Source organism: Streptococcus hillyeri (assembly GCF_041081565.1).
Lineage (GTDB): Bacteria > Bacillota > Bacilli > Lactobacillales > Streptococcaceae > Streptococcus > Streptococcus hillyeri.
In genome coordinates this window covers 748504-773524 of record NZ_CP163513.1, presented here as the reverse complement: position 1 = coordinate 773524, position 25021 = coordinate 748504, and the positions used below count along the sequence as shown (strand labels likewise).

The window sequence follows — 25021 nt, the reverse complement described above, 5'->3', positions numbered from 1 at the left end:
TTACCTTCCCTCTGGCACTTGCTGATTAGCAGCAAAATATTTTTCAATTTGTTTTACAATTTCTTCTTTTTCATCATCTTTTAAAAATTCAATTCGATTATCTTTTGTTATCAAATAGTCATTCTCTGAATTGAACACATATTCAAAGTCACTAGCTGCCGCTTCAGAAAAAAGACTACTTCCTAAAAAATAATTTGGCGAACTAATATCAATAAAATCTAAAATGGTAGGAGCTAAGTTTAGTGAGTTTCTACCATTGACATCAACTACTGCAGGTTTAACTTTTTTACTGTAGATAAAGAAAGGAACTTGATCCAAACTTCCATGAGATCTACTTTCAAAAACATCTTGATAACTGTCATCTACGTACGTGCCATGGTCTGTTGTAAATACTAAAATAGTATTATCAGAGACCGAACTATTTACAAATTTATTAAAAAATTCTCCAAATTGATAGTCTAAATCATAATATTTATTTAATGTTGCATTTTTTCCATCACCAAACTTTTTATCTACCGAATCCATAGATATATGCGTTCCAAAGGTATACATCGAAATGAAAAATGGCTTTTTTTTCTCAAATTTATCTTGAGCTTCATCTAATAATAATTGATACATTTGTTTATCTGAAACTGTATCAGAAAGTCCTTTTCTACCATCTTCTAGTGTTGATATATTATCAAAACCAAGTGAGTTCAAATACTTTGTAAATGTCTTATTACTTGGCTCTGAATTAATAAAAGTCGTTGAATAGCCCTCATTTTTAAGAATACTTTCGATTGAAATAAGATTATTCGAATCATAGTTATCAAATTGATATCCCGAGTATAATTGTCCAATTAATCCACGATATGTTGCAAAGGTATGGTTATAATAATTAGTAAAATTGATAGACTCCTGCTGTACCTTTTTTATTTTAGGCATAATATTCTGTTTATGGTCAATAATTCCTTGTGACAAACCTTCTGTAAATATAAGAATAATATTAGGTTTATCATTAATAGTTGTTGATTTCTCGATAACATCAGCCACCTCTGGCTTAAAAAATTCTTTTGTCACATCAGGTAAACTTGCAATTTGTTTTGCAATACGATAATTTTCTAACTTTTCCTGATAAAGATTATAGAAGTTAAAATAAGGTGACGTTCTATTTTCAATAGGCATGCCAGAAATTAATGAAATTTCATTAATAAATAGTAATAGTAAAGCTATAGAAGTGTATCTTTTGGGAATTTCAAGCTTTTTAATTGGTAATAGCGATATAGCGATAATCCCAATTGCCCCAATAGAGTATACCCAAATTTTTCCAGATAGAGCTGCAAGAGAATCAATATTGGAAAGCATAACAGATGATAAATAGGTACCACCAAAAACATAAATCCCTTGCTCAATATTGAATAAAAATATTAGAATAGCATTTAAAAAATTTCCAAAGACATTATATTTTACAATAACTACGTTGGAAATTAAAAAAATAATCACCAGTTCTAAGATATTAACCCAAAATAACATCATATTCTCAGAACTCATTAGTACAAGTACAGATAAAATAATTGATATGGTATATTTGAGAACAATACTTATATCAAGATATCTCTCAGCTATCGTTTCTTTTAATGGTATTCTTTTTACTCGACGACTAGCCATTTTTGATTTTTAAAATTCCTTTCTTGATAATGTATTTAATAGCACTTCCAGGACCTCTGTAAATATATTTCAAAGCTCCTTTTATACCACCTATTTGGTCAAAATTGATATAGGTATTTGGAACATTATCCGCACGGATATTTAGCACTTTATTGTCAACAAAAGGAGAGATATAGCGTTCGTGCTTTGAAATCACATAGTCATAGTGATTTGCCCATGCAAGATAAACCAGAATGCGTTCAATCGAATGTAAAATAGTATGTTGAGGTAAAGGCTCCGCAGGAATTTCCTCATCTGTGAGTCCTAAATCAAATAAAGGTTTTAGAGCATCGTATTTGAACCAAATAAAGGTTCCATAAGACATGATGAAGGTATCAAACGTTTCAAAATCAATACTTCTTGCCAAGCCCATTCGTTTCCACAAGTCATTCATATCCGCTGCAAAACGATATTCATTCCAAGGTTCCACAATCTTAGTATAACGGAAAAAACTTGGGATATCTGCAATAGCAAGACCTAGCTTCTCTCTACGATCAAATGCAGCTAATAAATGGTTTGCTGACTGAATCAACATTTGATTTAATTCTGCTCGCCAAGAATCACCTACCCAATAAGGGTATTCTGGAGATTTCTTCGTATGGAAATGTCCAATATAATCGTACTGGGATAGGGCATCTTTTAATTTCAACATTGGAATAATATCGCGTCCCTTAGCACCAGTCACTATGATAGTAGCAGTTTTGCCACGCTTTTCTAGAATTTCTTTAATTTGTTCTTCTTTTTCAGCCGTATTCGTTGTCAAATACAAATCATAATCAAAGGCAAATGCTTCAAAATTTGTCAAAAACTCATCCAATAAATCAACATAGAAAGTATGTAAATGAACCGCAACCTTCTTCGTAGTTACCGCTATTTCTCCTGTTGCTTTTCCATCAATCACTTTGCGATCAATCAAATAAGCTGGAGTTGGTAGACTAATATCCGACATATGTTCTTCAATCAGTTGAACTGGATAATTCGTTTTCTCCTCAATTGTACGAAGAGTGTACGGAGATAAATGTTGTGTTAAATCAAAGGTTTTCACCTTGATAAACGGTACCTGTTGATCCAAAAGCACATGGGGATAATGAATCGTAAAATTCGAATGAAAATACTGGTCAGCTATGGGGACTGTGTTTAGCACAGAGTTATAACGAAAACCAGCTTCTACAAAGAGTTTTGTATACTTGGTTTCGTACTCATCAATAACCTTTTGAACATCTGTATGAGCTACGACAGTTTGCCAGAAGTTCTCGAAAACATCAGACTGAACAATTGATTGTTTAAAGGACATGAAGTAAGACTGTAGATGTTCATCAATATAGATGTGCCCTGCATCAATCGCTCGATGATTTGTCATACCCCAAAAATCGGTAGCCACATCTGATTCATAGCGATCATAAAGTGGCGTCAAGTCCCACAATGGTCCAAAACAAGTATCGTTCATGGCTGTAACAGAATCGTAGTCTTTCAAGTTCTCAAATCCGACCAATTTCATTCCATCTTGCCAAGCAGCAAAATCATATCCAATATTTTCACGTTGGATAAATTCATCAATCAGCCCCTCTTGACGAAGCTTCTTCACTTCCACTTCACTCAATAGGCTGTTTGAAATGAATACAACCTTCGCAAACAAGGAACGAATATGCTCTAGTTGGTAATGGACATGTCCACTAATCACCTCATTTTTATTAAAATGAACATATAGAAGTAGTCGTTTCATTTATTTCTCCTAAAGAAGTTAATAATCTTAGTCGGAATGGTCCAACGTCGTGACGTAATCACACGCTCATATTCCGTTGTTATATGGCTAATCTGATGTTCTTTTTCTGCAATTGTCACCTCAAGTCCTACGTTACTTTCCTTGAGCTGTTCGATATATGCATTCTGATTAGCCGAAATCGTCTGTAGTTGATCAACAAGTATATTCAAACGACTGATTTCCTGATCGCGCTTAAATTGCTCTAAATCCGATTGTTTGTCTTTTTCAATAAGCATGTTGACGAGACGCGAAACATCATAGTCTGGATATTTTTTCAGATAGTTTAGTTGTGTCTGACAAATTCCAGCTACTCGTTTTTCAAATTTTTCATAGGTAATCGGTTTAGAATCTGAACCGATATTCATTCGATAGACCGTTGTACTATCTTCCAACGTTGATAATTTGGTTCTTTTAAATAATTCCAGTTGTAAATCAAAAGTATCATCCGCTGCATTTTCAGCAAGAGCATCTGTCACTTCTAACATTAACTGACGTTCAACCAACCAGGTAGATGCCATTGTCATCAATTTGTAGACCAATAGATGTTCATAAGAATCCGCTAATGGTAAAATCCCATTTTTGAAAACATCCTTCTGTAGCAAGGTTCCATCTTCAGCAATCATATCAAACTCAGAATTAGCCCAGAGAGAATCTTCTCTACTCTCTAATAGCTCTACCTGCTTTTGCAATTTCAAAGAATCCGTCCAAAAATCATCTCCATCACAACGAGCAATATACTCCCCTCTTGCTTCCTTGACAATTTTTTTCCAAGTCTTTGCGATTCCAAAGTTAGACTCGTTATAAAATACACGGATAAGCTCTGGATACTTCTTTTCATACTGTTCTAAAATTTCTCGAGAACAATCCGTTGAGGCATCATCTATCAAGATAATTTCATAAGGAAAAGTTGTTTCTTGCTGAATAAAACTATCAATAGCTTGTCCAATCCACTGATCTTTATTGTAATTCGTGCAAATAATAGAAACTTTCATAGTCTACCTACTCAGATTTTAAAATATTCCAACTTCCATTCCGCTTTAAGATTCCTGTTGCAGAGTCTTTAGCAGACTCATCACTAGTATCCAAATCATCACGATTGAGAACAATAATCGGTGTCTCATAGACTGGTAAGAAAGCTAGAACTTGGTTTCGTTCATCACGGATGGTCATTTCTAATTTCAACTTAACATCGTTCAGTGGCGTTAATAAGCAACTATAATCTATAGCGTAGTGCCCCTTACCATCTGTCATACGATCCATCGTGTTGTCGTTATACATCCAAATGTTCCGATCAATGTCTGTCAATGAAATCGCAACATAAGTTTTAATATCTTCAAAAACATCGTATGTTACCTTGAACTGAACAGGTATATCTGGAGTGGTACGATTTGGCGACAGGAGCTCCATTTTAAGATTGTCTACTAAAATTCGGTTACTGATGTCTTCTGTATGAGTTTCACTAACAACTTGATTCGTATTATCAAAACTATATTGATTCGCTACATCTCGTGGGTTCCCTGAAGCCTTAATGAGACCATCCTCAATCAAAATAGCCTTATTACAATATTTCTTCACCGCTCCCATGTCATGAGTTACAAGAATGGTAGTCTTACCACTCTTCTTACGTTCCATGAAATAGTCATTACACTTCCGTTGAAATGCTTCATCTCCGACAGCCAACACCTCATCCAGGATTAATACATCTCCTTGCGCTTTAATGGCTACCGAAAAGGCTAGACGAACTTGCATCCCACTAGAATAATTCTTAAGTTTTTGATTCATGAATTCTTCTAGCTCTGCAAACTCAACAATATCGTCATACATGGCATCAACTTCTTCTGTTGTAAAACCTAGCATGGCACCGTTCATATAGACATTTTCTCGTCCTGTCAATTCTGGATTGAAACCAACGCCCAATTCAATAAAGGAAACCATTTTCCCATTAACGGTTACTTTTCCTTTTTCAGGAACGTAAATTTGAGAAATAATTTTTAGAAGCGTTGATTTTCCTGACCCATTTCGACCAAGAATACCAAAGAAGTCCCCTTCTTCCACTTCAAAATTAATATCCTTTAAAACATGCTGTTCTTTGTATCCCTTGATACCTTTAAAATAATTAACCATACTAGTGCGCAGGCTCTGTGTACTTTCTGTCGGTAATTTAAAATATTTTGAAACGTGTTCAACTTTTACTGCAATATTTTTTGTCATTAAAGAATCTCCGCAAATTTCTTAGCACTTTTTTGGAAAATAGCATAACCTATTCCAAAAATTAAAATTGGTAAGATATAGGGCACTATAGCAATTGCTTTATTTTCAATCAAATCCCAGCCTCGTAAACTTCCTGAAAATACAATGAAGTGACGTAAATCTTGAATAATCTGCGCTAAAGGATTCAGCATCATTACTTTCGCAATGGCAACTTGACCTTTTTGTAAAATAAACGTCAGAGAGTAAATGATAGGTGTGCCGTACATTCCAGCCTGCATAACAACTTCCCAAATCGGACCGACATCCCGATATTTCACAAAAAGTGTTGCTAAAATAAACGCAATGCCCGTTGTCATTAAGAAGAGTTCAACAAATAGTGGGAAAATCACCAACCAACCTAAAGACACATTTACTCCATTTATGACGGCAAAGATAAAAACAACTAGAAGATTAATAGCATAGTTAATGGTTGCACCTACGACTGATGAGATGACAATAATTTCTTTAGAAAAATTTAACTTGCGAAGCAAATCTCCCCTTGAAACAATTGACATCATCCCCATATTAGTTGCCTCAGAAAAAAAGTTCCAAGTTACCATACCTATTAATAAACCAATTGCATAATGAGGTGTTCCATCATCAAAACGTAAAAATCGAACAAATACTAAATACATGATAGTAAAAAGCATCATTGGCTTTAAAATAGACCATAAATGTCCTATAAAACTTCCTTGATAACGAAGCTTAAAATCCGTTTTTATCATTTCTCGGAGAAGAATTCGATTCTCCTTAGCAAATATATTCATATCTATAATCAAATAGGGATACAGCCGTCACAGTTGACTCAGTGTTCCCTTCATTCAGTTAGGTTACTAACTGAACTTTCCTTTCATTATTTTTTTGTCTGATATTCCTTTTTATAGGCAAATTTTGTCATCAGCAAGGTCCTAAATACAATCGTATGGAATGTCCGATTTTTTCTAAAACCATAATTTTTCAAAATAGCCATTCGTTCAAAAAATCCGTACTCTTGTAAGGAGATGAATTTCTCAATCAGGTCTTTCTGCTCTGCTGATATATCCATATTAAGCAAATGCTTCGCCTGTCGTTGACTATCTATGATAAGCTGCCAATACTTACTAAATAGCAAATGTGGACGCATCCATTTATAAAGACGCTTTGACCAAGTCCTTGCTCCAAGCACGTTATTGTCATGCTGACGGTAAAGCTCTGTTGGCTGATCGATATAAATGAGCTTTCCGAAAGCTGTTGCTAAAAGAGCTAAGTACCAATCATGCATGAGTAAATTATCTGTAGCAGTCCAACGTTCTGCTAGGGCATGATTAATCATAGCAGTCCCACCAGTCACCGTATTTTCAGTCAATTCTTGAAGCAACTCTGTATTAGCATGGTGTGATTGGCTACGAATCATACTGTCATTTATGACTTCCAACTGTTGGTTGACCACTTTTAAGTCAGTATAGACCATCAGAGGATCCGTTTGGGCGTGATTTCGCGCCTCTGCGAGTGTCAACGCCATCTTTTCAGGCAACCAAATATCATCCTGATCACTAAAAAAATAATAGTCTGCTTTCTCATGTTTGAGCAAGGTGAAAAAGGACTTAATGACGCCGAGATTTGTTGTTTCATCAGGATTTATGAAGCTAATACGGTCATCTTGCTCCACAAATTGCTGAATAATCTCTCGTGTTCTATCAGATGAGCCATCATCACGTATCAAGAGTTTCCAATCGGTAAACGTCTGTTGTTGAATACTTTCAATCTGTTCAGCTAAAAACCGCTCACCATTGTAGGTAGCCATCAGAATATTAACTTTCATTCAAAAACAACTCCTCGTACTCTCCTACAATTTTTTCCCAACTGTAATGGTCAGCCATCCGTTTTTTAGCCGCATTTCCTAAGTCTGAAAAATCACTTGCCTGATCAACCTGATTAATCAGCTCTGATAGATTTCCTGCATATTTTTTCCAGTACAAAGCGGTGCTCTCAGCCACAGAACGGTTAAAATCAACATCTAATACTAAATTAAGTTCTGTATGTGCTAGCGCTTCGAGAAGACCAGGATTTGTCCCACCAACTTCGTGGCCGTGAATATAGGCCTGGGCATGAGCACGAATATAATTCAAAAGCTCCCTGTCATATACCGTCCCCACGAATTTAACACGTGGGTCTTTATCAAAGCCAGTCACGTCACGTAATCTTTCAAAATAGGGATTTCCTTCTTGATTACAAATAATGATTAAATCACGTTTGGTTTTGGACACCATGAACTCACGAATGGCTGTTTCGTAATTATTTTCAGGGACAAAACGCCCAACTATTAGGTAATACCCTTTTTCTCTGCTCTGCCATTTTCCAAAAAACTCACGAACCAACTGACTATTTTCCGTCAAGCTAGACAGCGCCAAGTCAGTCCCATAGGCAATAAAGCGTGTGTTAGACCAAGGATAGGAGCGTTTAATATAATTTTCAATCCCTTCATTATCAGAAATCACAAGGTCAGCATGCTTAGTCATCATCTTTTCAGATAATTTCAAGTACATTTGAACTGGACGAGACCACTTACTTCTCTTCCATTCTAAACCATCAGGATTAATAAAAAGCTTTCCCTTTAAGCGTCGAATCTTTCTTACCAGTGGAGCTATGAAAGCCCCTATTGTGTTGCCCAGTACATAAAAAATGGGCTCTTGAATCCTATCTTTCTCAATCAATTGCAGAGCGTAATTGATCGCTTGAATATCGTAAGCGATAACCCTAGCTGGACCAAGTTTTGGTGGGTTAATCGTAAAACAATCTGCTCCATACATGTCAAAATGCATTCCTTGTTCTTGATTACTCAGACAAGCAACGTGATATTTTATACCGATAGTCCTTTGATTTTTCACCAGTTCTTCAACGAATGTTTCAAATCCGCCGTATTGAGCTGGTAGACCACGACTTCCTATAATAAAAACGTGTTTCATAAAAGACCTTTCGCTTTAATGTTAATCTTATTCATTATAGCACAATCTCAGAAAATCTGCTCTGTTCAACTTAACATTAAAAATACTAGCACACAAAAAGGGGCTTTGCCCCTACAATTATCTTTGCTCTTGTTTGTAAAACTCTTTTAGAGCTTCTTGCCAAGTTGGAATAACAAACCCTGTTGCCTTAGCTTTATCAAGGTTCATGGTTGAGTTAAGCGGACGTTTTGCCTTAGCTGGGAAGGCTGATGAATCCACTGGAGCCACTTCGACATCGGTATCTTTTAGGATTTCCACAGCAAAATCATACCAAGTCGTATCTTCTTTCGCATCATTTGATAAATGATAATAGCCGAATTCTTTTTGATTTTCAGCCAAATGGCACATAAATTCTGCAAGTGTACGTGTCCAGGTCGGACGACCGTGTTGGTCATTAACAACTGTTAAACGTGAGTGTTGCTTTGCTAAATTTTCCATGGTAAAGACAAAGTTTTTGCCATAGTTACCAAATACCCAAGCTGTACGAATGATATAAAACTTGTCTGCGTACTTTTCAACTGCTTCTTCACCCAAACGTTTGGTACGTCCATATTCTGTCTTAGGATCTGGTTTATCTGTCTCTAACCATTCTTGACCGACAGGTTTCTCGCCATCAAAAACATAGTCTGTTGAGATATACACTAGCGTAGCACCATATTTGGCACAAGCTTTTGCGACATTCTCCGTCCCTGTGACATTGATAGCGTAGTTCAATTCCTTACCTTCGTCTTCTGCTGCATCAACAGCTGTATAGGCAGCACAGTGATAGACCAAGGTTGGTTTCACTTGAGCAAATACCTCGTCAACTTTCTCAGCATTGGTAATATCCATTTCTGCGACATCCACTGCAACGTATTCTTCATTTCTTTCGTCGAGCAAATAGCGGAGCTCTGTTCCAAGTTGTCCATTGGCACCTGTTACTAAAATCATGTGATTCTCCTTAAATATTTTCTTTTATTTGGTCAAAAATAGACGATTGAGATACTCAGTCTCTGTCCTACTAATTTTTTATCGAATGCCTAGGGCAATACGTGCATAGCGACTGAGACGATCCACAGTCCAAGCTGGGTACCAAACGAGTTTGACGTCTACTTTTGTGACTTCTGGAATTGATTTCATCGCATCGTGAATTTGATCTGTAATTAAATCAGCCAAAGGGCACCCCATCGTCGTCAACGTCATATCAATTTCTGTTGCCCCATTTTGTTCAAAACGAATTTCGTAAATCAAGCCAAGATTAACAATATCAATACCAAGCTCTGGATCAATCACTTCTTCTAATCCTTGAAGTATCTTGTCTTTAATGGCTAAAATTTCATCATCGGTATATTTTTTATCTGACATATCATTCTTTCTAGTTGATAAATTGCTATCAACAATTACTAATCAGCTACAGAAATGATTAGCTTCAACACATCATTTGGTCTGAATAACTAAATTTTACTCATCCATAAAATCTTTAAGTTGTTTACTACGGCTTGGGTGGCGTAATTTGCGAAGAGCTTTAGCTTCAATCTGACGAATACGCTCACGAGTAACGTTAAACACTTTACCAACATCTTCAAGTGTGCGCATTTTTCCATCATCAAGTCCAAAACGGAGACGAAGAACGTTTTCTTCACGGTCTGTCAGAGTGTCTAACACTTCATCCAATTGCTCACGCAAAACAACACGAGTTGTGTAATCCACAGGATTTTCAATCACTTCATCTTCGATAAAGTCACCCAAGTGGCTATCATCTTCTTCACCAATCGGTGTTTCAAGTGAGACAGGTTCTTGAGCGATTTTCAAAATTTCACGAACTTTATCAGGTGTCATGTCCATACGCTCTGCAATTTGTTCAGGGGTTGGATCTTGCCCTAATTCTTGTAAAAGGTTACGCTGCTCACGGACCAATTTATTGATGGTTTCCACCATGTGAACAGGGATACGAATGGTTCTCGCTTGGTCTGCAATAGCACGTGTAATGGCCTGACGAATCCACCAAGTTGCGTAAGTAGAGAATTTGAAGCCTTTCTCATAATCAAATTTATCAACGGCTTTCATAAGTCCCATATTACCTTCTTGGATAAGGTCAAGAAATTGCATACCACGTCCAACATAACGTTTAGCAATAGACACCACCAGACGTAAGTTAGCTTCGGCTAGACGCTGTTTAGCCTGTAAATCGCCTGCAGCCACCGCAACGGCTAAGTCTTTTTCTTCATCATTGGTCAAAAGTGGTACTGTACCGATTTCCTTAAGGTACATACGAACAGGGTCATTAACTTTAGCAGAGTTCGAACCAAGAAGTTCTTCATCCGTTAACTCTTCTGGTTGAATTTCTTCAACAACATATTTAGTTGATGGATTACCATCTTTGTCTGTGATAGCAATACCACCGTCTGTCAAACGTTCCAAAAGGTCATCAATTTGATCCGCATCAAGTACAAACGGAATAACGAGTTTTTCAGTTACCTCTTCATCTGTGGCAGTTCCTGCTTTTTTATGATTACGGATAAAATCTGCGACTTGAACGTTAAAAGTAGTATTTGTTTTTTTAGTTGCCATGTATCTTATTCCAACTTTCTTTTTTGGGAAATGAGGGCTTGTAATTCCTCAACAGCGCGGTCAATATCTCCATGGTTACTGGATTCACGGATGGATTTGGCAGTGTGACGAAGTTCTTGTTCCCCTAGGAGACGATAAATCCGTTCTTCTATCTGAACAATCTCTCCCTCAGCAATTTCAGGAGGTAGCACTTCTTCAAGAACACGATAATACGCTCTATTTTCTTCTTCTGACAAAGAAGCCAAGTCCAATGAGCTAATCTCACCAGCTTTCTCTAAGACAAGATAAAGAGTTTGTAACTCTGGTGTATGAAAGAAAAAGTCTGAGCGATTGCGAAATTCATTTAATAAATAAGGGTGATTTAACAACCTATGAAACAATTGATTTTCAGCCTTATTAAGAGCAGATAAAGCTTTACTTAACGGAAGTGTTTTAAGAACTTGTTGCCCTTGATAAGTTTGCTCTTGACGTTGCTTACGGTCAGCCAATCGATGGTTATTGACCGCCTGCTCAACCTGCATATAATCAAAATCTGGCAATAAATCCGCTACTAAATGAATATAGGTATTCTGAGCAGTAATTGATGAAACCTGAGCAATCATCTCAGAAATTTTCTCAACATAAGCGATTTGAGCTTGAAGATTATCAGTGTTTTCTGGTTTCAAATAATAAATCCAAAACTCAGTGGCCGATAAGCGAGACTGTGTCAATAGCTTTGCCAATTCTTCTTCCGAATTTGCTTTCAGGAACTCATCGGGGTCCATTTGATTTGGCATACGAACAATTTCAACAGTCATATCTCGCAAAATTTCTAAAGATTTTGCAATGGCGTTTTGCCCTGCTTTATCACCATCATAAGTCAAAATCACTTTTTTTGTGAATTGTTTCAAATGACGGACATGCTCCGATGTCAGAGCTGTACCCATTGAAGCGACTGCATTGCTTATACCTGCTCGATAGGCCGCAATCACATCCATGAAACCTTCCATCAGATAGAGCTCATGCGTCTTTTTAGCGACAGCTTTTGCCCTATCCATATGATATAATTCGTAAGATTTATTAAAAATAAGCGTCGAACGGGTATTTTTATATTTTGCCTGTCCCTGCTGCTGATCATTTTCTGTCCAAATTCGACCTGAAAATCCTAGAACACGACCACTATCATCTGTCAAAGGAAACATAATCCGATTTTGAAAGGCATCAAAAACACGACCATTTTCAGAAAGGTTAAATAACCCAACCTGCATGAGAGTATCTTCATCATACTTTTTAGACATCGCTTGATAGAGGTAATCAGGCTCAGACGGCGAAAGACCAATATTAAAATACACAATCAACTCATCAGTAAGCCCACGGTCATAGAGATATTGTTTAGCCTCTTGACCTTGTGTTGTGGTCATCAAAACAGCATGATAGAACTTACTAGCATCCTGATTGAGAGAAAATAATTTCTGATGAGGATGTGACTGTGTTTGTTCAACCCGAGGTTGGCTAACAGAGACATTAATACCAACCCTATCCGCTAAAATCTGAACACTTTCCATAAAGGTAATTTGTCGATAGTCTTCTAGAAATTTGAAAACATCTCCAGATTTACCACAACCAAAGCAATGATAGAATTGCTTATCCTCAATAACATTAAATGAGGGGGTCTTTTCTTTGTGGAAGGGGCACAGCCCTAAAAAATGCCTACCAGCCTTTGTCAAAGCCACAACTTCGCCAATAACATCAACGATATTGACACTGTTTTTGATGTCGAGAATCTGTTCTTTGCTTACTGCCAAATCAACACCTCCACACAAAAATCCCATTTTAGTTTTATATTTCATTATATCACTAAAGCTAACAGGTGTAAAATGAAAAAATCAAGTCATTTTCCTTGCCTTTCAAATTTCTTTTATATATACTATATGAGTATTAAAAATTCTGAAAGGAAACTCTTTATCTCATGATTAAAGATTTGAAAAACTTCTTGTTCCGCGGGAACATTATTGACCTTGCTGTTGCTGTTATTATCGGTGGTGCTTTCGGTGCAATCATCACTTCACTTGTTAGTGACATCATCACTCCTCTTATCCTTAACCCAGCTTTAAAAGCTGCAAACGTTCAAAACATCACTGAACTTGCTTGGAACGGTGTGAAATATGGTAACTTCCTTGGTGCTGTTATCAACTTCCTTATCATTGGAACATCTCTTTTCTTCGTAGTTAAAGCTGCTGAAAAAGCAACTGCTCTTACTAAGAAAGCTGAAGAAGAAGCTGCTGAAGTTGCTGGTCCAACTCAAGAAGAACTTCTTGCAGAAATCCGTGACCTTCTTAAAAAATAATCTCTATAAAGCACTTTTTCGGAAGTGCTTTTTTTGTTGCTCCGACCTGCATCTTTTTCATGTTACTTCTACCTTTTAATGTAATATATATTCCTTTTGTCACCAGGCATAAGTCAACATTCTTATTCCAATTGATATTCTTGGTTTTTTCGTTATTTGTTGTATAAATACAAATTTCAAGCAAACTTTATCTCCATTGTTTTTTAATTGTGAAAATCAATATCTATGATTCGGCAATATCATAAACAATTTTAAATAATTATTTATTATAGTCCTTGACAGGTTAAAAACTTTATTTTAAAATTAGGTCAACCTAATTTTAAAATAAATAAAACCTAGGAGGATTTATGAATTCTAAAAAAACATTCCCCATAAGCTTATTGGCACTCTGCTGTCCATTGATTTTAATGTCTCATTCTAGCGAGGTTCTCGCTGAAGAAACTAATCTTTCCGATCTGTCACTCCCCCTCGTTTCTGAGACTACAGACGCGTCAAGCTCTGCTATTTCAAAAGAAAACGAAAAAGGAAATCAAGTCACAGATGATTCTGCTGAAGAAGAATCATCAATAAAAGATAGCTCTGCAGAAAAACAGGATGATTCTGCTCAACAAGTCGATACTGCAAACGTTACAACCCCTACAGACACTGTCTCTCCTTCTGATGTAGCATCTACCTCGGAAAATGGAGCACCTATCACAAATAAAAGTGAGACCTCTGTCCTTAATAGAGAAAGAAAAATCAAGCACAAACAAAAAGATAGAGTCTTTGACATCTGAACAAAAATTAGATGACCCAGAGTTAGATGACGAAGAATTTGACGATACAGAGCTAGATAAGGAGAAACCTACAGAAACCTTTGGACCGAAACGCTATATCTTGCAATTTGAAGATGGCAAAAAAGACACCATTTTAAAGGATTTAGAAGCCATTAAGGGATTGACCGTAAAATACACTTATGATCAGTTATTCCAAGGGGCTGCTGTCGAACTTCCTGAATCTGAACTTGAGAAGTTAAAAAAGACTTCTGGAATTAAAACCATTCAAGAAAGTACAAGTTATAAAACGAGCAAACCTAGACAATCAGAAGCTCCTTTAGCAAGTTTAATGACTAGCCCTCAATTTAAGCAGTTACATAAAGACCTTGATGGTCGTGGTCTTGTGATAGCTACTATTGACTCTGGTATTGATTTAACCCATCCTGACTTGAGACTTGATATTACTGACCCGGATGTTTTGAATCAAATGAAAATTAAAGACATCACACCAAATGGTCAGTTTAACCATAAAGTGCCACATGGTTTCAATTACATGCGTGGCGATACGGATATGATTGACCAGGCAAAATCTCCACATGGTATGCATATTGCAGGTATTTTAGCAGGTAATTCTTTGGAGCCAAAAGGGTTTAAAGGTATCGCTCCTAATGCACAACTGCTGACTTACAAAGTTTTCTCTGAAAATTATGGCAATACTGATGAATACGAATACGTTGGTGACGATGCTGTTTTTCATGCTATGGAAGACGCTGTTAAACGCGGAGCTGATGTCATTAGCCTCAGTGTTGGCGAACGTGGGACGGGACATCCTGATGATATTTTCTATAAAGCCGTCAAAAAGGCAACCGAAGCTGGTGTTATCGTTGTTGCGGCTATGGGAAATTATGGAGCTGCGCCATCAACTAACACCTACGATAAATACACTGATAACTCTTTAAACACTAAAGACCTTTCAACAACTGTTTCTGTTGCTGCTAACCCATTAGCGATTGGGGTTGGTTCAGCTCAAAGCCCAATTGTTTATCTTCCAACACTAACCATTGGTGGGAAAAACTATGCATACTCTGACCTCAGCAAGCATAATGAGAAAACACTTTCTAATGCATCTGCTTCCTTAGTATATATTGACCAAACAAGAGAAGATAAAAACCACGCGCCACTCTATAATAAAATTGCTCTAGTCCACAGAGGTGGTGAGTCTGTTTTTGATAAGGTTAAAAAGTGGATAGGAAAAGGTGCTAAAGGTGTTATTGTCATCAATAATCCTACCGAGTATAGCCGTGGTAATTTTGAAACACACCCTATTATCGGCTATCATAATTTAGATATTCCTAACAAATGGGCAATCAGTGTTTCTCATAAAGACGGTCAAGAACTTATCGCTTTAGCTGCTCAGCAATTGGAACAAAAATTAACCTTTAATAAAGAAGCCGTCCCTCATCAACTGCTCAATGCTCCTAGAGTTTCTGGGTTCACCAGTTGGGGAGCTAATCTCAACTTAGAAATCAAGCCCGATTTGGTGGCACCTGGTGAGGATGTTTATTCCTTAGGAAACCACGGAAAATACGTCATGCTGTCTGGGACATCCATGGCATCTCCTTACGTAGCAGGAGTCAGTGCTCTGCTCAGTCAACACGCCAAATCCCTTCTTGCAAAGTCTTCTGAGAAAGACTTATCACTGGTTGAGTTAACAAAATTGCTCTTGATGAATACAGCAAAACCTCTTCAAGAACAAGAAGAGGCCAACGGCGGTCGTACTTCTCTCTATCATTCACCTAGACAACAAGGGGCTGGATTGACACAATTCGAAGAAGCATTAAAATCAACTGTTATTGTCACCCATGATAATAAAGGCGCAGCTTCTTTAAAAGAAATCGGTGACACAAAATCCTTCAAACTGACATTTAGAAATCTTGGGAATACTAAGCAAAGCTTCACCTTGAAACACGGTACCGTCCAGGGAGTAACCAACTCAGAACGCATACGTCTTGATGAATCAGGTGAAATTGCTATTCAAGCCATTTTCCCTAAAGCCATTGAAGGGGCATCACTAGAACATCCAGAAACAGTAACCATTGACCCAAATTCATCAGTTACTATTGATGTTGTTCTTAAAACAGGTCAAGCTAAGGATGAATTTGTTGAAGGTTATCTTGAGTTTATTTCAGCAGACAAAAACCATCCTAATCTCAGCATGCCTTATATGGGGTTCAAAGGAGAATGGCACAAAGAAGCTATTGCAGATGCGCCAGCTTGGGAAAAAGAATCTAAAACAAAACTCTCACTACTTCTCCATCCAAAATATAAAACACATGATGAATTTGAGTATATTACCATTGGTAAAGAAGATGGAAAAGAGACGCCTAACCCGGAACTTTATGCCTTAACAACAAAACCAAGAGATGTCAATGCTGTTAGCAAGGTTGCCCCACGCTATATTTTCCTCAGAGAGGCTCAAGATTACGAAGTCGCTATCGTAGACCGAAATGACGATCAAGCTAAGGTACTACAAGTCTTACAAACAGGACATTTTGCCAATAAATACGGTAGCAGTATTTATAAAGAATATGAGCATTATCGAAAACACTACGATACCCCTGCCAATGAAAATATCTGGGAAGGTAAGTTGTATAATCGCAAAACAGGTGAAGATGAAGCCGCTCCCGAAGGGCAATACTACTACCGTCTCCGCGCGAGGTTAACATCAGATTCACCATACCAAACCATGTATATCCCTATCAAAGTGGATAGCACGCGCCCAACCTATGATGTGACTTATGATACAAATACCAATAAATTAACTATTATTCCTAGCGATAATCATGCTATCAAAACAGTTAAGGCCAAATTATCCTATCGTGAAACTCCTGTAACAAAATTAGAAAATCACCGATATGAGATTGATTTGGCAGATAAAGATGAGGATCGTGATCTCAGCATTGAAGTCTTTGACCAAGCAGGAAACAGCACCGAACACCGTTTAACAGTTGCTAATTGGAAAAAACTCACTGGAATCCTCCATATTGTAGACAATGACTCAGAGGATACCGAAGAAGATGAGGAAGTGATTACCTCACCTAGATTTAGAAATAAATTTAACTTATCTACATCACGTAGCTCACGTTTAACGAAACAAAGCAGAGACGAGGAAGCGGATGAAGATGACTTAGAAGATTTAGATGACATGTCAGAAGAAGATATCGAAAATGATGATACATCTGAAATCGAGGAAGATAGACAAGTTGATAAAGACATTGACGACGAAGACGATGATGAAGAATCTTATGACGAAGAATTTAACGATGATGATTCTGGCGAGGAAAACTCTGGCGACGATGAATATGAAGATGAAGAATCTGACGATGAGGAAACCAACGATGTTGACGAAGATAGCAAAACACCTTCTGACGATGATGATACTTTCACCGTTTCAAATATCCCGATGCATAACGTCTTAAAATACACCTATTTTGATATCATTGAAGATAAGCACAATAATTTTGCTTCAGTTGATAAAGGGAATATTCTCTACAAGGTTCCTATTTTCCTTCGTCAATCCCTTCGTGCTGTCATCACCAATACAAATGTTCACTACAACCGTAATCAACAAATTGCTGATGCCTACAAACCTTTTTCTACTGTAGAATATCGTTCTGATTCTGACTCAGACGGTTGGACACTTGAAAACCTGAATCTACCGATCACAGATGGAAGCAACCAAATCAATATCAAAGTGTATCAAACCATTGATGGCAAAGAGGAACTCATTTTTAACAAAGGCTACTTCTTATATCTTGATACAGAAAAACCAGCTCTTGCGCTCGACACTAGCCATATCACCTTCTTCAAAGAAAAAGATGATAAAGAGGTCAATGGTACCATTACCGCTCAAAATAGCAAAGTTATCATCACAGGTAACATACAAGATAATCTTGATGGTTGGAAATTGTACATCAATAATAATATGATTGATAGCCGCATCTTAACTGGTGAATACGGCGATAATGGCCAAGTCTTCCACTATGAACTTGATATCGAAGATAACGATATTATCAAAGTCCATGCACTAGACTACTTAGGTAACGAAATAGAGTACAAATTCTATGCTAAAGTTGTGACTGAAGAAGTACCAAATGATAATAAGGTTCCTGAAGAAATCAAAGAATATTCCGAGCAACCTAAAAACTCCTTAGATGATAATCAAAAAAATCACTCTGAAAACGATAAAAGTCATACCAAGGCAGAACACCAACACCCTCATATTAATAATCTTAAATTGGAAATTCCTTTAGAGCAAGAAGATATGAGTGAACCAAATCCTACCAACCAAATTTTACAAAATCCAATCAAGGTAGATAACTACAAAACTCAAATCAGCCAACAAACTCCTTCTGCTCCTGTATCACCGGCAGAGACAAACCTCCCACAAACAGGCGAGAAGAACTTAGGACTTTTACAACTTCCTATCCTCGGAGTGATATTGAGCAGTTTGGCAACCTACTTAGGTATTAAACGTAAACAGGACTAAGTCTTTGTAAACATTACTTTTTAAATATATCAGTTTACGAGATGAACAATCAGACTTTTTTTAACACGAATAGTCAAAAAATAGTATAGTGGATTGAGAAAGAAATAGGACAAGGGACTACTGATAGAACTAAAGTCCACCAAAGCTACTTAACGCTGTTCTAACCTTTATTCAAGATAATAATAAAAAAGCATAAAATCACGAGGAACAGCTCATATCTGTTTCAGATGATTTTATGCTTTTTTATTATTATCTTGAAATAAGATGGCTATGATTTTCTAGCTAAGACGCTCTTCTTTCACATAGTCAATCGGTAACATTTCAAGAAAAATTTCTATTTGTTTTTCCCAATAATACCACTCATGTGTTCCATGAGATTTGCGGTAATCAATTGTAATCCCCATTTTTTTAAGGTCAGCGACAGCTTTTTCATTAGCTTCAAAAAGAAAATCTTCTTGTCCACACCAAGCGTAGAGATTTGTTTGTCCATCAAAAACCTTTGCATGATAAGTCAAAGAATGCCTAGAAAGATTTTTAGCTGTTAGGGGACCAAAAATCCCAGTCCAATAAGGCGTCTCATTCTCAGTAGTATGCTCTAATATGGTTTCATCAGTAAATAAGGCACCTGAAAATGAACCAGCCCAACTAAATTGATTGGTCGTTAAAGCAATTTTTAAAGCGCCATAACCACCCATCGAAAGACCAGCAATAAAGGTTTTATCACGCTTAGTGGTCATATTAGGGAAAAAGCGGCGCAGCACCTGAGGGAGTTCAATCGCAATCGCATCATAATAAGCCATTCCACTAGCTGTATTGGTATACCAGCCATTATCACAATTAGGCATCACAACAATCAGATTCGTCTTTTTCACCAAACGCTGGACATTTGAGTGATTATTCCAAGAATTTTCATTGCCATTCATTCCATGAAGAAGATAAAGAACAGGAATATCCTCACCAACTCCACATTCAGGATAAATCACGGTAACCTGACGATCCTGTTTTAATACTTCTGAGCTATATTCAATCTTCATAAATGCCATGTTTTGTTCCCCTTATTAATTTTTAAAGTCAATTAGTTTTTATTTAGTATTTTTGTTAGCACTTCTCCTAATGTGGTATGGGGCGGAAGCGACCTCCTACAGAGTTCCATTCCTTCTTGGCAAGCCTAGGTCTCCTTCGCTCCCAGGTTTCTAAGCTCAGGCTGAAACTGTCCACTGGACAATTTCACCCCCACACACTAAAACTTATTAGTTTTAGTGTTATCACCACTGCGGAAAGTGCTAGTTGTGGCGACTTCGTCGCTCGTAATGATTGCAGAAACTACCAGCAATAAAATATTATAAAACAACCATATATTGAAGAGGAATTCATTGTGACTGAGACATTTTATCTTAAACGAGTTTACCATTTTAAAGCTAAAACACTATATCATTATAGCACAAAATGGCAAAAACACTCCAAAATTTACAATGGGGTTATCAAAAAATTCTACCTCTAAGTGCGGTAGAATTTTTACTATTGATTAACGAACTTCCATAATTACAGGTAAAACTGCTGGACGACATTTTGTTTGGTCAAAGAGGAATTTACTCAAATCATCACGGACAGCTGATTTTAATTCTGACCAATCAAAATTGTCTTTTGAAAAATAATTTTCAACCGTTGTGTTCACCAAATCGGCAGATTCGCGCATGATATCACGACTCTTCTTAACGTAAACAAAGCCACGTGTGTGAACTTTTGCTTTTGAAATGATTTTCTTTTGGCGTTTATTGACGGTCAAAGCAACGATGAAAATACCATCTTCTGACAAAATTTTACGGTCACGAAGAACGATATTACCAACATCACCCATGGCATTTCCATCAATCATCACATCACTAGCTGGGATACCACCTTCATGAAGGAAACCTTGGTCAGACAGGTGCATAATGTCCCCACGCTTCACGATATAAATATTTTCTGGCAACATACCAATTTCTTCAGCAAGATCTGCATGGGCTGCTAAATCACGGTATTCTCCTTGAATTGGGAAAAGGTATTTAGGCTTCATAAGATTCAACATCAACTGTAAATCACGCCCATTAGCATGTCCAGACACGCGCAGATTTTGTGTAATCATCTTAACAGAGCCACCAGCCTTGTAAATCATATTGTTAACACGGGCTACGACTGCCTCCTTAGCAATACTTGGCGTAGTAACTATATAAACTAAATCACCATCTTTAATTTGGACATAACGATGACGTCCAATTGCCATTTTTTGCAAACCATTAATCGGCTCACCCATTCGACCAGCTTCAAGAATGATTAATTCGTGATCTTCATATTTGTCCATATCTTTTGCTTTAATAATCAAGCGATCGTTAAAGACAGATAATTTATTAAGTTTAATAGCTGTGCGGACAATATTTTCAACGTCAAATCCAGTCAGAACCACACGGCGACCAAAGCGTGCTGCTGCATCAAATACCTGTTGAATACGAACAAGGTTTGAGGCTACAGCTGCAACAATCACACGTCCTTGCGCTTCTTCAATCACATTGTTCATTTCAACGCCAACTTCTGCCTCACTGGCAATTTGAACAGTGCTCGTCGCATTAGCTGAATCTGACAAGAGTGCAAGGACACCTTCACGACCAATTTCAGCCAAACGACCTAAATCAGTCTGGTAAAATTTACTTGCTGCCTGGTCAAATTTAAAGTCACCTGTGTAAACAATATTCCCTTGATCAGTCCCAATCACAACTCCCAAACTCTCTGGAATTGAGTGAGTCGTTTTAAAGAACGATACTGTAGCATCCTTAAAATCAATCTCAGTAACGCTATCAACCACATGAAAATTGTTAAACTTCTTGATGTTATTGTTGTTTTTAACCATCAATTTCGCCAGTTCAATGGTCAATTCAGAACCAAAGACAGGGACTTTAACTTCTTGTAGAAGATAAGGCAAAGCTCCGATGGCATCAGCGTGTCCATGGGTTAAAAAGACACCTTGAACACGATCTTTATTTTCAACCAAATAATCTAAGTTGGGAATAACGACATCTACCCCCAGTTGTTCATTTTCAGGGTATTTTAATCCCGCATCTAAAACGAAAATCGCGTCATTAACTTCTACTAAGTAAAAGTTCTTGCCATTTTCACGCACCCCACCCAGGGCAATGATTTTAATATCACTCATTCTTGAAAATCCTTAGGATTAAGATTTTTACTTCCCTTAACCCCAGCCTAGATAAACTGACTAGGCACTCCTTTCTTATGTCTTTTATCTTGAGAAAATCGTAAAAATTTTCTCTAATTATTTAATAAATCAATTACAAACGTTCCTTACGTCCTTCACACAAGTAATTGCGAAGGTTAGTAAGTCGAATTACAGTCCCTTGTATTATACCATATTTGAAAATATTTTTCTGAAAAGACAATTAAAAAGTCTGCACGAGGCAGATCTTTTCATTCAAAAATTTGATAATAATCACTGATGGTCATCTGAGCTTTTTCTGTTGCAGATACGTCTTTTACGATTTTACCATTTTTCATGACTAAAACACGATTGCCATAAGTCAAGGCGTCTTCCATACGATGTGTAATCATCAAGGCTGTCAGACGGTCTTCTTTAACAAAATGATCCGTCAAAGTCATCAGTGACGTTGAGGTTTTAGGATCAAGTGCTGCGGTGTGTTCATCCAACAGTAAAAGCTCTGGACGTTTTAGCGTTGCCATTAAAAGGCTTAGCGCCTGCCTTTGCCCCCCAGATAAGAGACCAGCTGGTGTCATTAAATGGCGTTCTAAACCATTTCCAGTTTTTGCTAAAAGTGCCAAAAACTCATCCGAAAATTCCTGAAGTTTTCTTGGTAAAAGGCTGCGCTTCTCTCCACGATACTTAGCAATAAGCAAATTCTCAGCAACTGTCATACGAGGAGCAGTCCCCATCTTCGGATCTTGAAAGACACGAGACAGATACTTAGCCCGCTTTTCAGCTGGTAAATGGGTCACGTCTTCTCCCATGATGAAAATGCTGCCGCTGGTCAACATGAGCGTCCCTGCGATGACATTAAATAAGGTTGATTTTCCTGCACCGTTTCCACCCAAAATGGTTAAAAAATCATGTTCGTAAATGGTCAAATTAACATCATCTAAAATAACCTTGACTTCATCAAAACCATTATTAACACGAACTGTGGCATGTTTTAATTCTACAATTTTTGTCATCGCGATAAGGTCACTCCTTTCAAAACTTTTTCTTTTACTGTTGGGAAAATAAGGCAGAGCGCAAGCACTATTGCACTGTAAATTTTCAAATAGTTACTATTGAATCCTAAAGCTAGTATCATCGAAATCAATGCCCAGTAGAGAATACTGCCGACAACAATAGCAATCAAACGCTCTAACAGTGTTAAATTGCTATAAAGTACCTCACCAATAATAATACTAGCCAGACCAACAACAATAATCCCAATACCTTTTTGCACATCTGCATAACCATCTTGTTGGGCAATAAGGGCACCTGCAAGAGCAATAATCCCATTGGAAACAACCAAACCCATCACTTCCATGCGATCAGTATTGATCCCAAAACTCTTGGCCATATCCCTATTATCACCAGTCGCAATATAAGCCTGTCCTAATTGTGTATGTAAGAAGAAAATTAAAGAAGCTATCACTACGGTAACTGAAATCACCCCTAACAATAAAACATTAACATCCTTACTAAAAGGCAAGAAATCCATTAATGTTTTTCTGCCAAGAAGACCTAAATTAGCTCTCCCCATAATCATTAACATGACTGAGTTAGCTGAGGTCATCACTAAAATTCCTGCTAAAATAGTTGGAATTTTCCCTTTTGTATAGAGAAGGCCTGTCACTAATCCCGCCAAACAACCTGCTAACATTCCTAAAAGAGTTGCAAAAAGAGGATTGATATGATGATTGATTAAAGTGACTGCTACTGCCGCTCCCAAAGGGAAAGATCCTTCTGTCGTCATATCTGGAAAATTTAAAATCCTAAAAGTGAGGTAGATTCCTAATCCTAAAATACCATACAGGAGCCCCTGTGATACTGCTGAAATAATCATGTTTTTATCCTTAATATTGTTTTATCTATTCTTGCAATTTTACGATATCTGCTTCTTCCATGATATCTTTCGGAAGCATAAGCCCAAGTAGCTCTGCTGCTTTAGGGTTAACAAGCGGTTTACCAGTATCAATAATAGCGACAGGAACCTTGTTAACCTCTTTCCCCGCTAAAAGTTTTACAGCAATTTTAGCTGTCTCTCTCCCTAGTTCATACTGACTTTGAGAAATTGCTGCCAGACTTCCTTGAGCAACCATAGTGTCAACACTTGAATACACTGGGATTTTAGCTTCATTAGCTGCTCCAATTACTGTTGGAAAAGCTGACGCAATGGTATTATCTTGGGGGATAAAAAGAGCATCTACCTTATCAACGATAATCCCCATTGTTGCGGTAATCTCATTACTTGAAGGAACAGCATACTCGATCACTTCAAACCCTTGTTCTTGTGCTGATTGGCGGAACTCTTTGACTTGTGAAATCGAGTTATCTTCACTACTTGCATAGAGAACACCAATTTTCTTGACATTAGGGGTGAGTTTTCCAATCAAATCAACAGTCTGCTTGACAGGAACAATGTTTGATGTCCCTGTGACATTTCCTTCAGGTTTTTGTAAATCAGTAACTAATTTGGCACCAACAGGATCTGATATAGCTCCCATAACAACTGGAACATCTGCTGTTGCATTTGCTAAACCTTGCGCTGCCGGGGTGGCAATCCCAATGACCAAATCATTAGATTTCACTAACTGATCTGACATGGTTTTGATTTTACTCTGATCAGCTTCCGCATTCAGTTGTGTTAATTGAACAGTTGTTCCATCGTAACCTGCATCAGCTAAGCCATCGACGATGCCTTTATTAATAGCATCAAGGGCTTCATGGGTAACGAACTGTAAGATTCCGATTCTAACAACCTGATTCTCAGAGGATTTTGGTGCTCTGCCATTTTCCTTAGAAAAAATAGCAAATGCAGTCAAGAGTGTGATGGCAATAAGTGTGGCAATAAGTCCTTTGTGTTTCATAAGTTTTCCTTCTTTTCAATAAAGTCTAGGCTAAACGGTCAATGATAAAGGAAGTAT

Annotated in this window: 19 protein-coding genes; 3 read left to right on the top strand and 16 right to left on the bottom strand. The window is 37.3% G+C overall.

What is annotated here, in order from left to right; all coding sequences use genetic code 11:
- The 11 genes from AB6M99_RS03720 to dnaG form a co-directional block, all read right to left on the bottom strand.
- Positions 1 to 1647, bottom strand: coding sequence for an LTA synthase family protein (locus AB6M99_RS03720; RefSeq protein WP_121834265.1), 1647 nt, complete (start codon positions 1645 to 1647; stop codon positions 1 to 3).
- The gene (locus AB6M99_RS03715) at positions 1640 to 3409 is read right to left on the bottom strand and encodes a rhamnan synthesis F family protein (protein WP_121834264.1); all 1770 of its coding nucleotides are present in this window, start codon (positions 3407 to 3409) and stop codon (positions 1640 to 1642) included. Before AB6M99_RS03715 ends, AB6M99_RS03720 begins: the two co-directional genes overlap by 8 nt.
- Entirely contained in the window at positions 3406 to 4440 is a 1035-nt protein-coding gene (locus AB6M99_RS03710; protein ID WP_121834263.1) for a glycosyltransferase, read from the bottom strand. The genes AB6M99_RS03715 and AB6M99_RS03710 overlap by 4 nt, the downstream gene beginning before the upstream one ends.
- 7 nt (positions 4441 to 4447) lie before the next feature.
- The gene (locus AB6M99_RS03705; RefSeq protein ID WP_121834262.1) at positions 4448 to 5659 is read right to left on the bottom strand and encodes an ATP-binding cassette domain-containing protein; all 1212 of its coding nucleotides are present in this window, start codon (positions 5657 to 5659) and stop codon (positions 4448 to 4450) included.
- Positions 5659 to 6465, bottom strand: coding sequence for an ABC transporter permease (locus AB6M99_RS03700; protein WP_369351106.1), 807 nt, complete (start codon positions 6463 to 6465; stop codon positions 5659 to 5661). The genes AB6M99_RS03705 and AB6M99_RS03700 overlap by 1 nt, the downstream gene beginning before the upstream one ends.
- Positions 6466 to 6551: 86 nt before the next feature.
- Complete coding sequence (locus AB6M99_RS03695; RefSeq protein ID WP_121834261.1) at positions 6552 to 7499, bottom strand: glycosyltransferase family 2 protein; 948 nt, start codon at positions 7497 to 7499, stop codon at positions 6552 to 6554.
- Complete coding sequence (cps2T, locus tag AB6M99_RS03690; protein ID WP_121834260.1) at positions 7489 to 8643, bottom strand: beta 1-4 rhamnosyltransferase Cps2T; 1155 nt, start codon at positions 8641 to 8643, stop codon at positions 7489 to 7491. Before cps2T ends, AB6M99_RS03695 begins: the two co-directional genes overlap by 11 nt.
- Before the next feature lie 117 nt (positions 8644 to 8760).
- The gene (gene rfbD / locus AB6M99_RS03685) at positions 8761 to 9612 is read right to left on the bottom strand and encodes a dTDP-4-dehydrorhamnose reductase (RefSeq protein WP_121834259.1); all 852 of its coding nucleotides are present in this window, start codon (positions 9610 to 9612) and stop codon (positions 8761 to 8763) included.
- 78 nt (positions 9613 to 9690) lie between these two features.
- Positions 9691 to 10026: a metal-sulfur cluster assembly factor gene (locus tag AB6M99_RS03680; RefSeq protein ID WP_121834258.1), complete on the bottom strand. Its 336-nt coding sequence runs from the start codon at positions 10024 to 10026 to the stop codon at positions 9691 to 9693.
- A gap of 96 nt (positions 10027 to 10122) precedes the next feature.
- Positions 10123 to 11232 (bottom strand): RNA polymerase sigma factor RpoD, encoded by a 1110-nt coding sequence (gene rpoD / locus AB6M99_RS03675; protein ID WP_121834257.1) that lies wholly within the window; start codon positions 11230 to 11232, stop codon positions 10123 to 10125.
- A gap of 5 nt (positions 11233 to 11237) precedes the next feature.
- A complete protein-coding gene (gene dnaG / locus AB6M99_RS03670) occupies positions 11238 to 13043 on the bottom strand; it encodes a DNA primase (RefSeq protein ID WP_245962666.1) in 1806 nt (601 codons plus the stop codon).
- Positions 13044 to 13180: 137 nt separating this feature from the next.
- Between dnaG and mscL the strand changes: the two genes are divergently transcribed.
- The 3 genes from mscL to AB6M99_RS03655 all read left to right on the top strand — a co-directional run bounded on the left by mscL (position 13181) and on the right by AB6M99_RS03655 (position 18862).
- Entirely contained in the window at positions 13181 to 13558 is a 378-nt protein-coding gene (mscL, locus tag AB6M99_RS03665) for a large conductance mechanosensitive channel protein MscL (RefSeq protein WP_121834255.1), read from the top strand.
- A gap of 347 nt (positions 13559 to 13905) precedes the next feature.
- Complete coding sequence (locus AB6M99_RS03660) at positions 13906 to 14334, top strand: hypothetical protein (protein WP_369351105.1); 429 nt, start codon at positions 13906 to 13908, stop codon at positions 14332 to 14334.
- Complete coding sequence (locus tag AB6M99_RS03655) at positions 14324 to 18862, top strand: S8 family serine peptidase (RefSeq protein WP_369351257.1); 4539 nt, start codon at positions 14324 to 14326, stop codon at positions 18860 to 18862. The genes AB6M99_RS03660 and AB6M99_RS03655 overlap by 11 nt, the downstream gene beginning before the upstream one ends.
- A 278-nt stretch (positions 18863 to 19140) precedes the next feature.
- Here AB6M99_RS03655 and AB6M99_RS03650 read toward each other — a convergent pair whose 3' ends face one another.
- The 5 genes from AB6M99_RS03650 to trpX form a co-directional block, all read right to left on the bottom strand.
- Positions 19141 to 19905 carry an alpha/beta hydrolase family protein gene (locus AB6M99_RS03650; RefSeq protein ID WP_121836439.1) on the bottom strand — a complete coding sequence of 255 codons (765 nt, stop codon included), beginning with the start codon at positions 19903 to 19905 and terminating at the stop codon, positions 19141 to 19143.
- A gap of 482 nt (positions 19906 to 20387) precedes the next feature.
- On the bottom strand, positions 20388 to 22049 hold the full coding sequence (locus tag AB6M99_RS03645; protein ID WP_121836438.1) for a ribonuclease J: 1662 nt from the start codon (positions 22047 to 22049) through the stop codon (positions 20388 to 20390).
- 269 nt (positions 22050 to 22318) lie between these two features.
- Positions 22319 to 23077: an ABC transporter ATP-binding protein gene (locus AB6M99_RS03640; RefSeq protein WP_121836437.1), complete on the bottom strand. Its 759-nt coding sequence runs from the start codon at positions 23075 to 23077 to the stop codon at positions 22319 to 22321.
- Positions 23074 to 23940, bottom strand: coding sequence for an ABC transporter permease (locus tag AB6M99_RS03635; protein ID WP_121836436.1), 867 nt, complete (start codon positions 23938 to 23940; stop codon positions 23074 to 23076). Before AB6M99_RS03635 ends, AB6M99_RS03640 begins: the two co-directional genes overlap by 4 nt.
- Positions 23941 to 23965: 25 nt before the next feature.
- Positions 23966 to 24964 carry a tryptophan ABC transporter substrate-binding protein gene (gene trpX / locus AB6M99_RS03630; protein WP_121836435.1) on the bottom strand — a complete coding sequence of 333 codons (999 nt, stop codon included), beginning with the start codon at positions 24962 to 24964 and terminating at the stop codon, positions 23966 to 23968.
- Between the last annotated feature and the right edge of the window lie 57 nt (positions 24965 to 25021).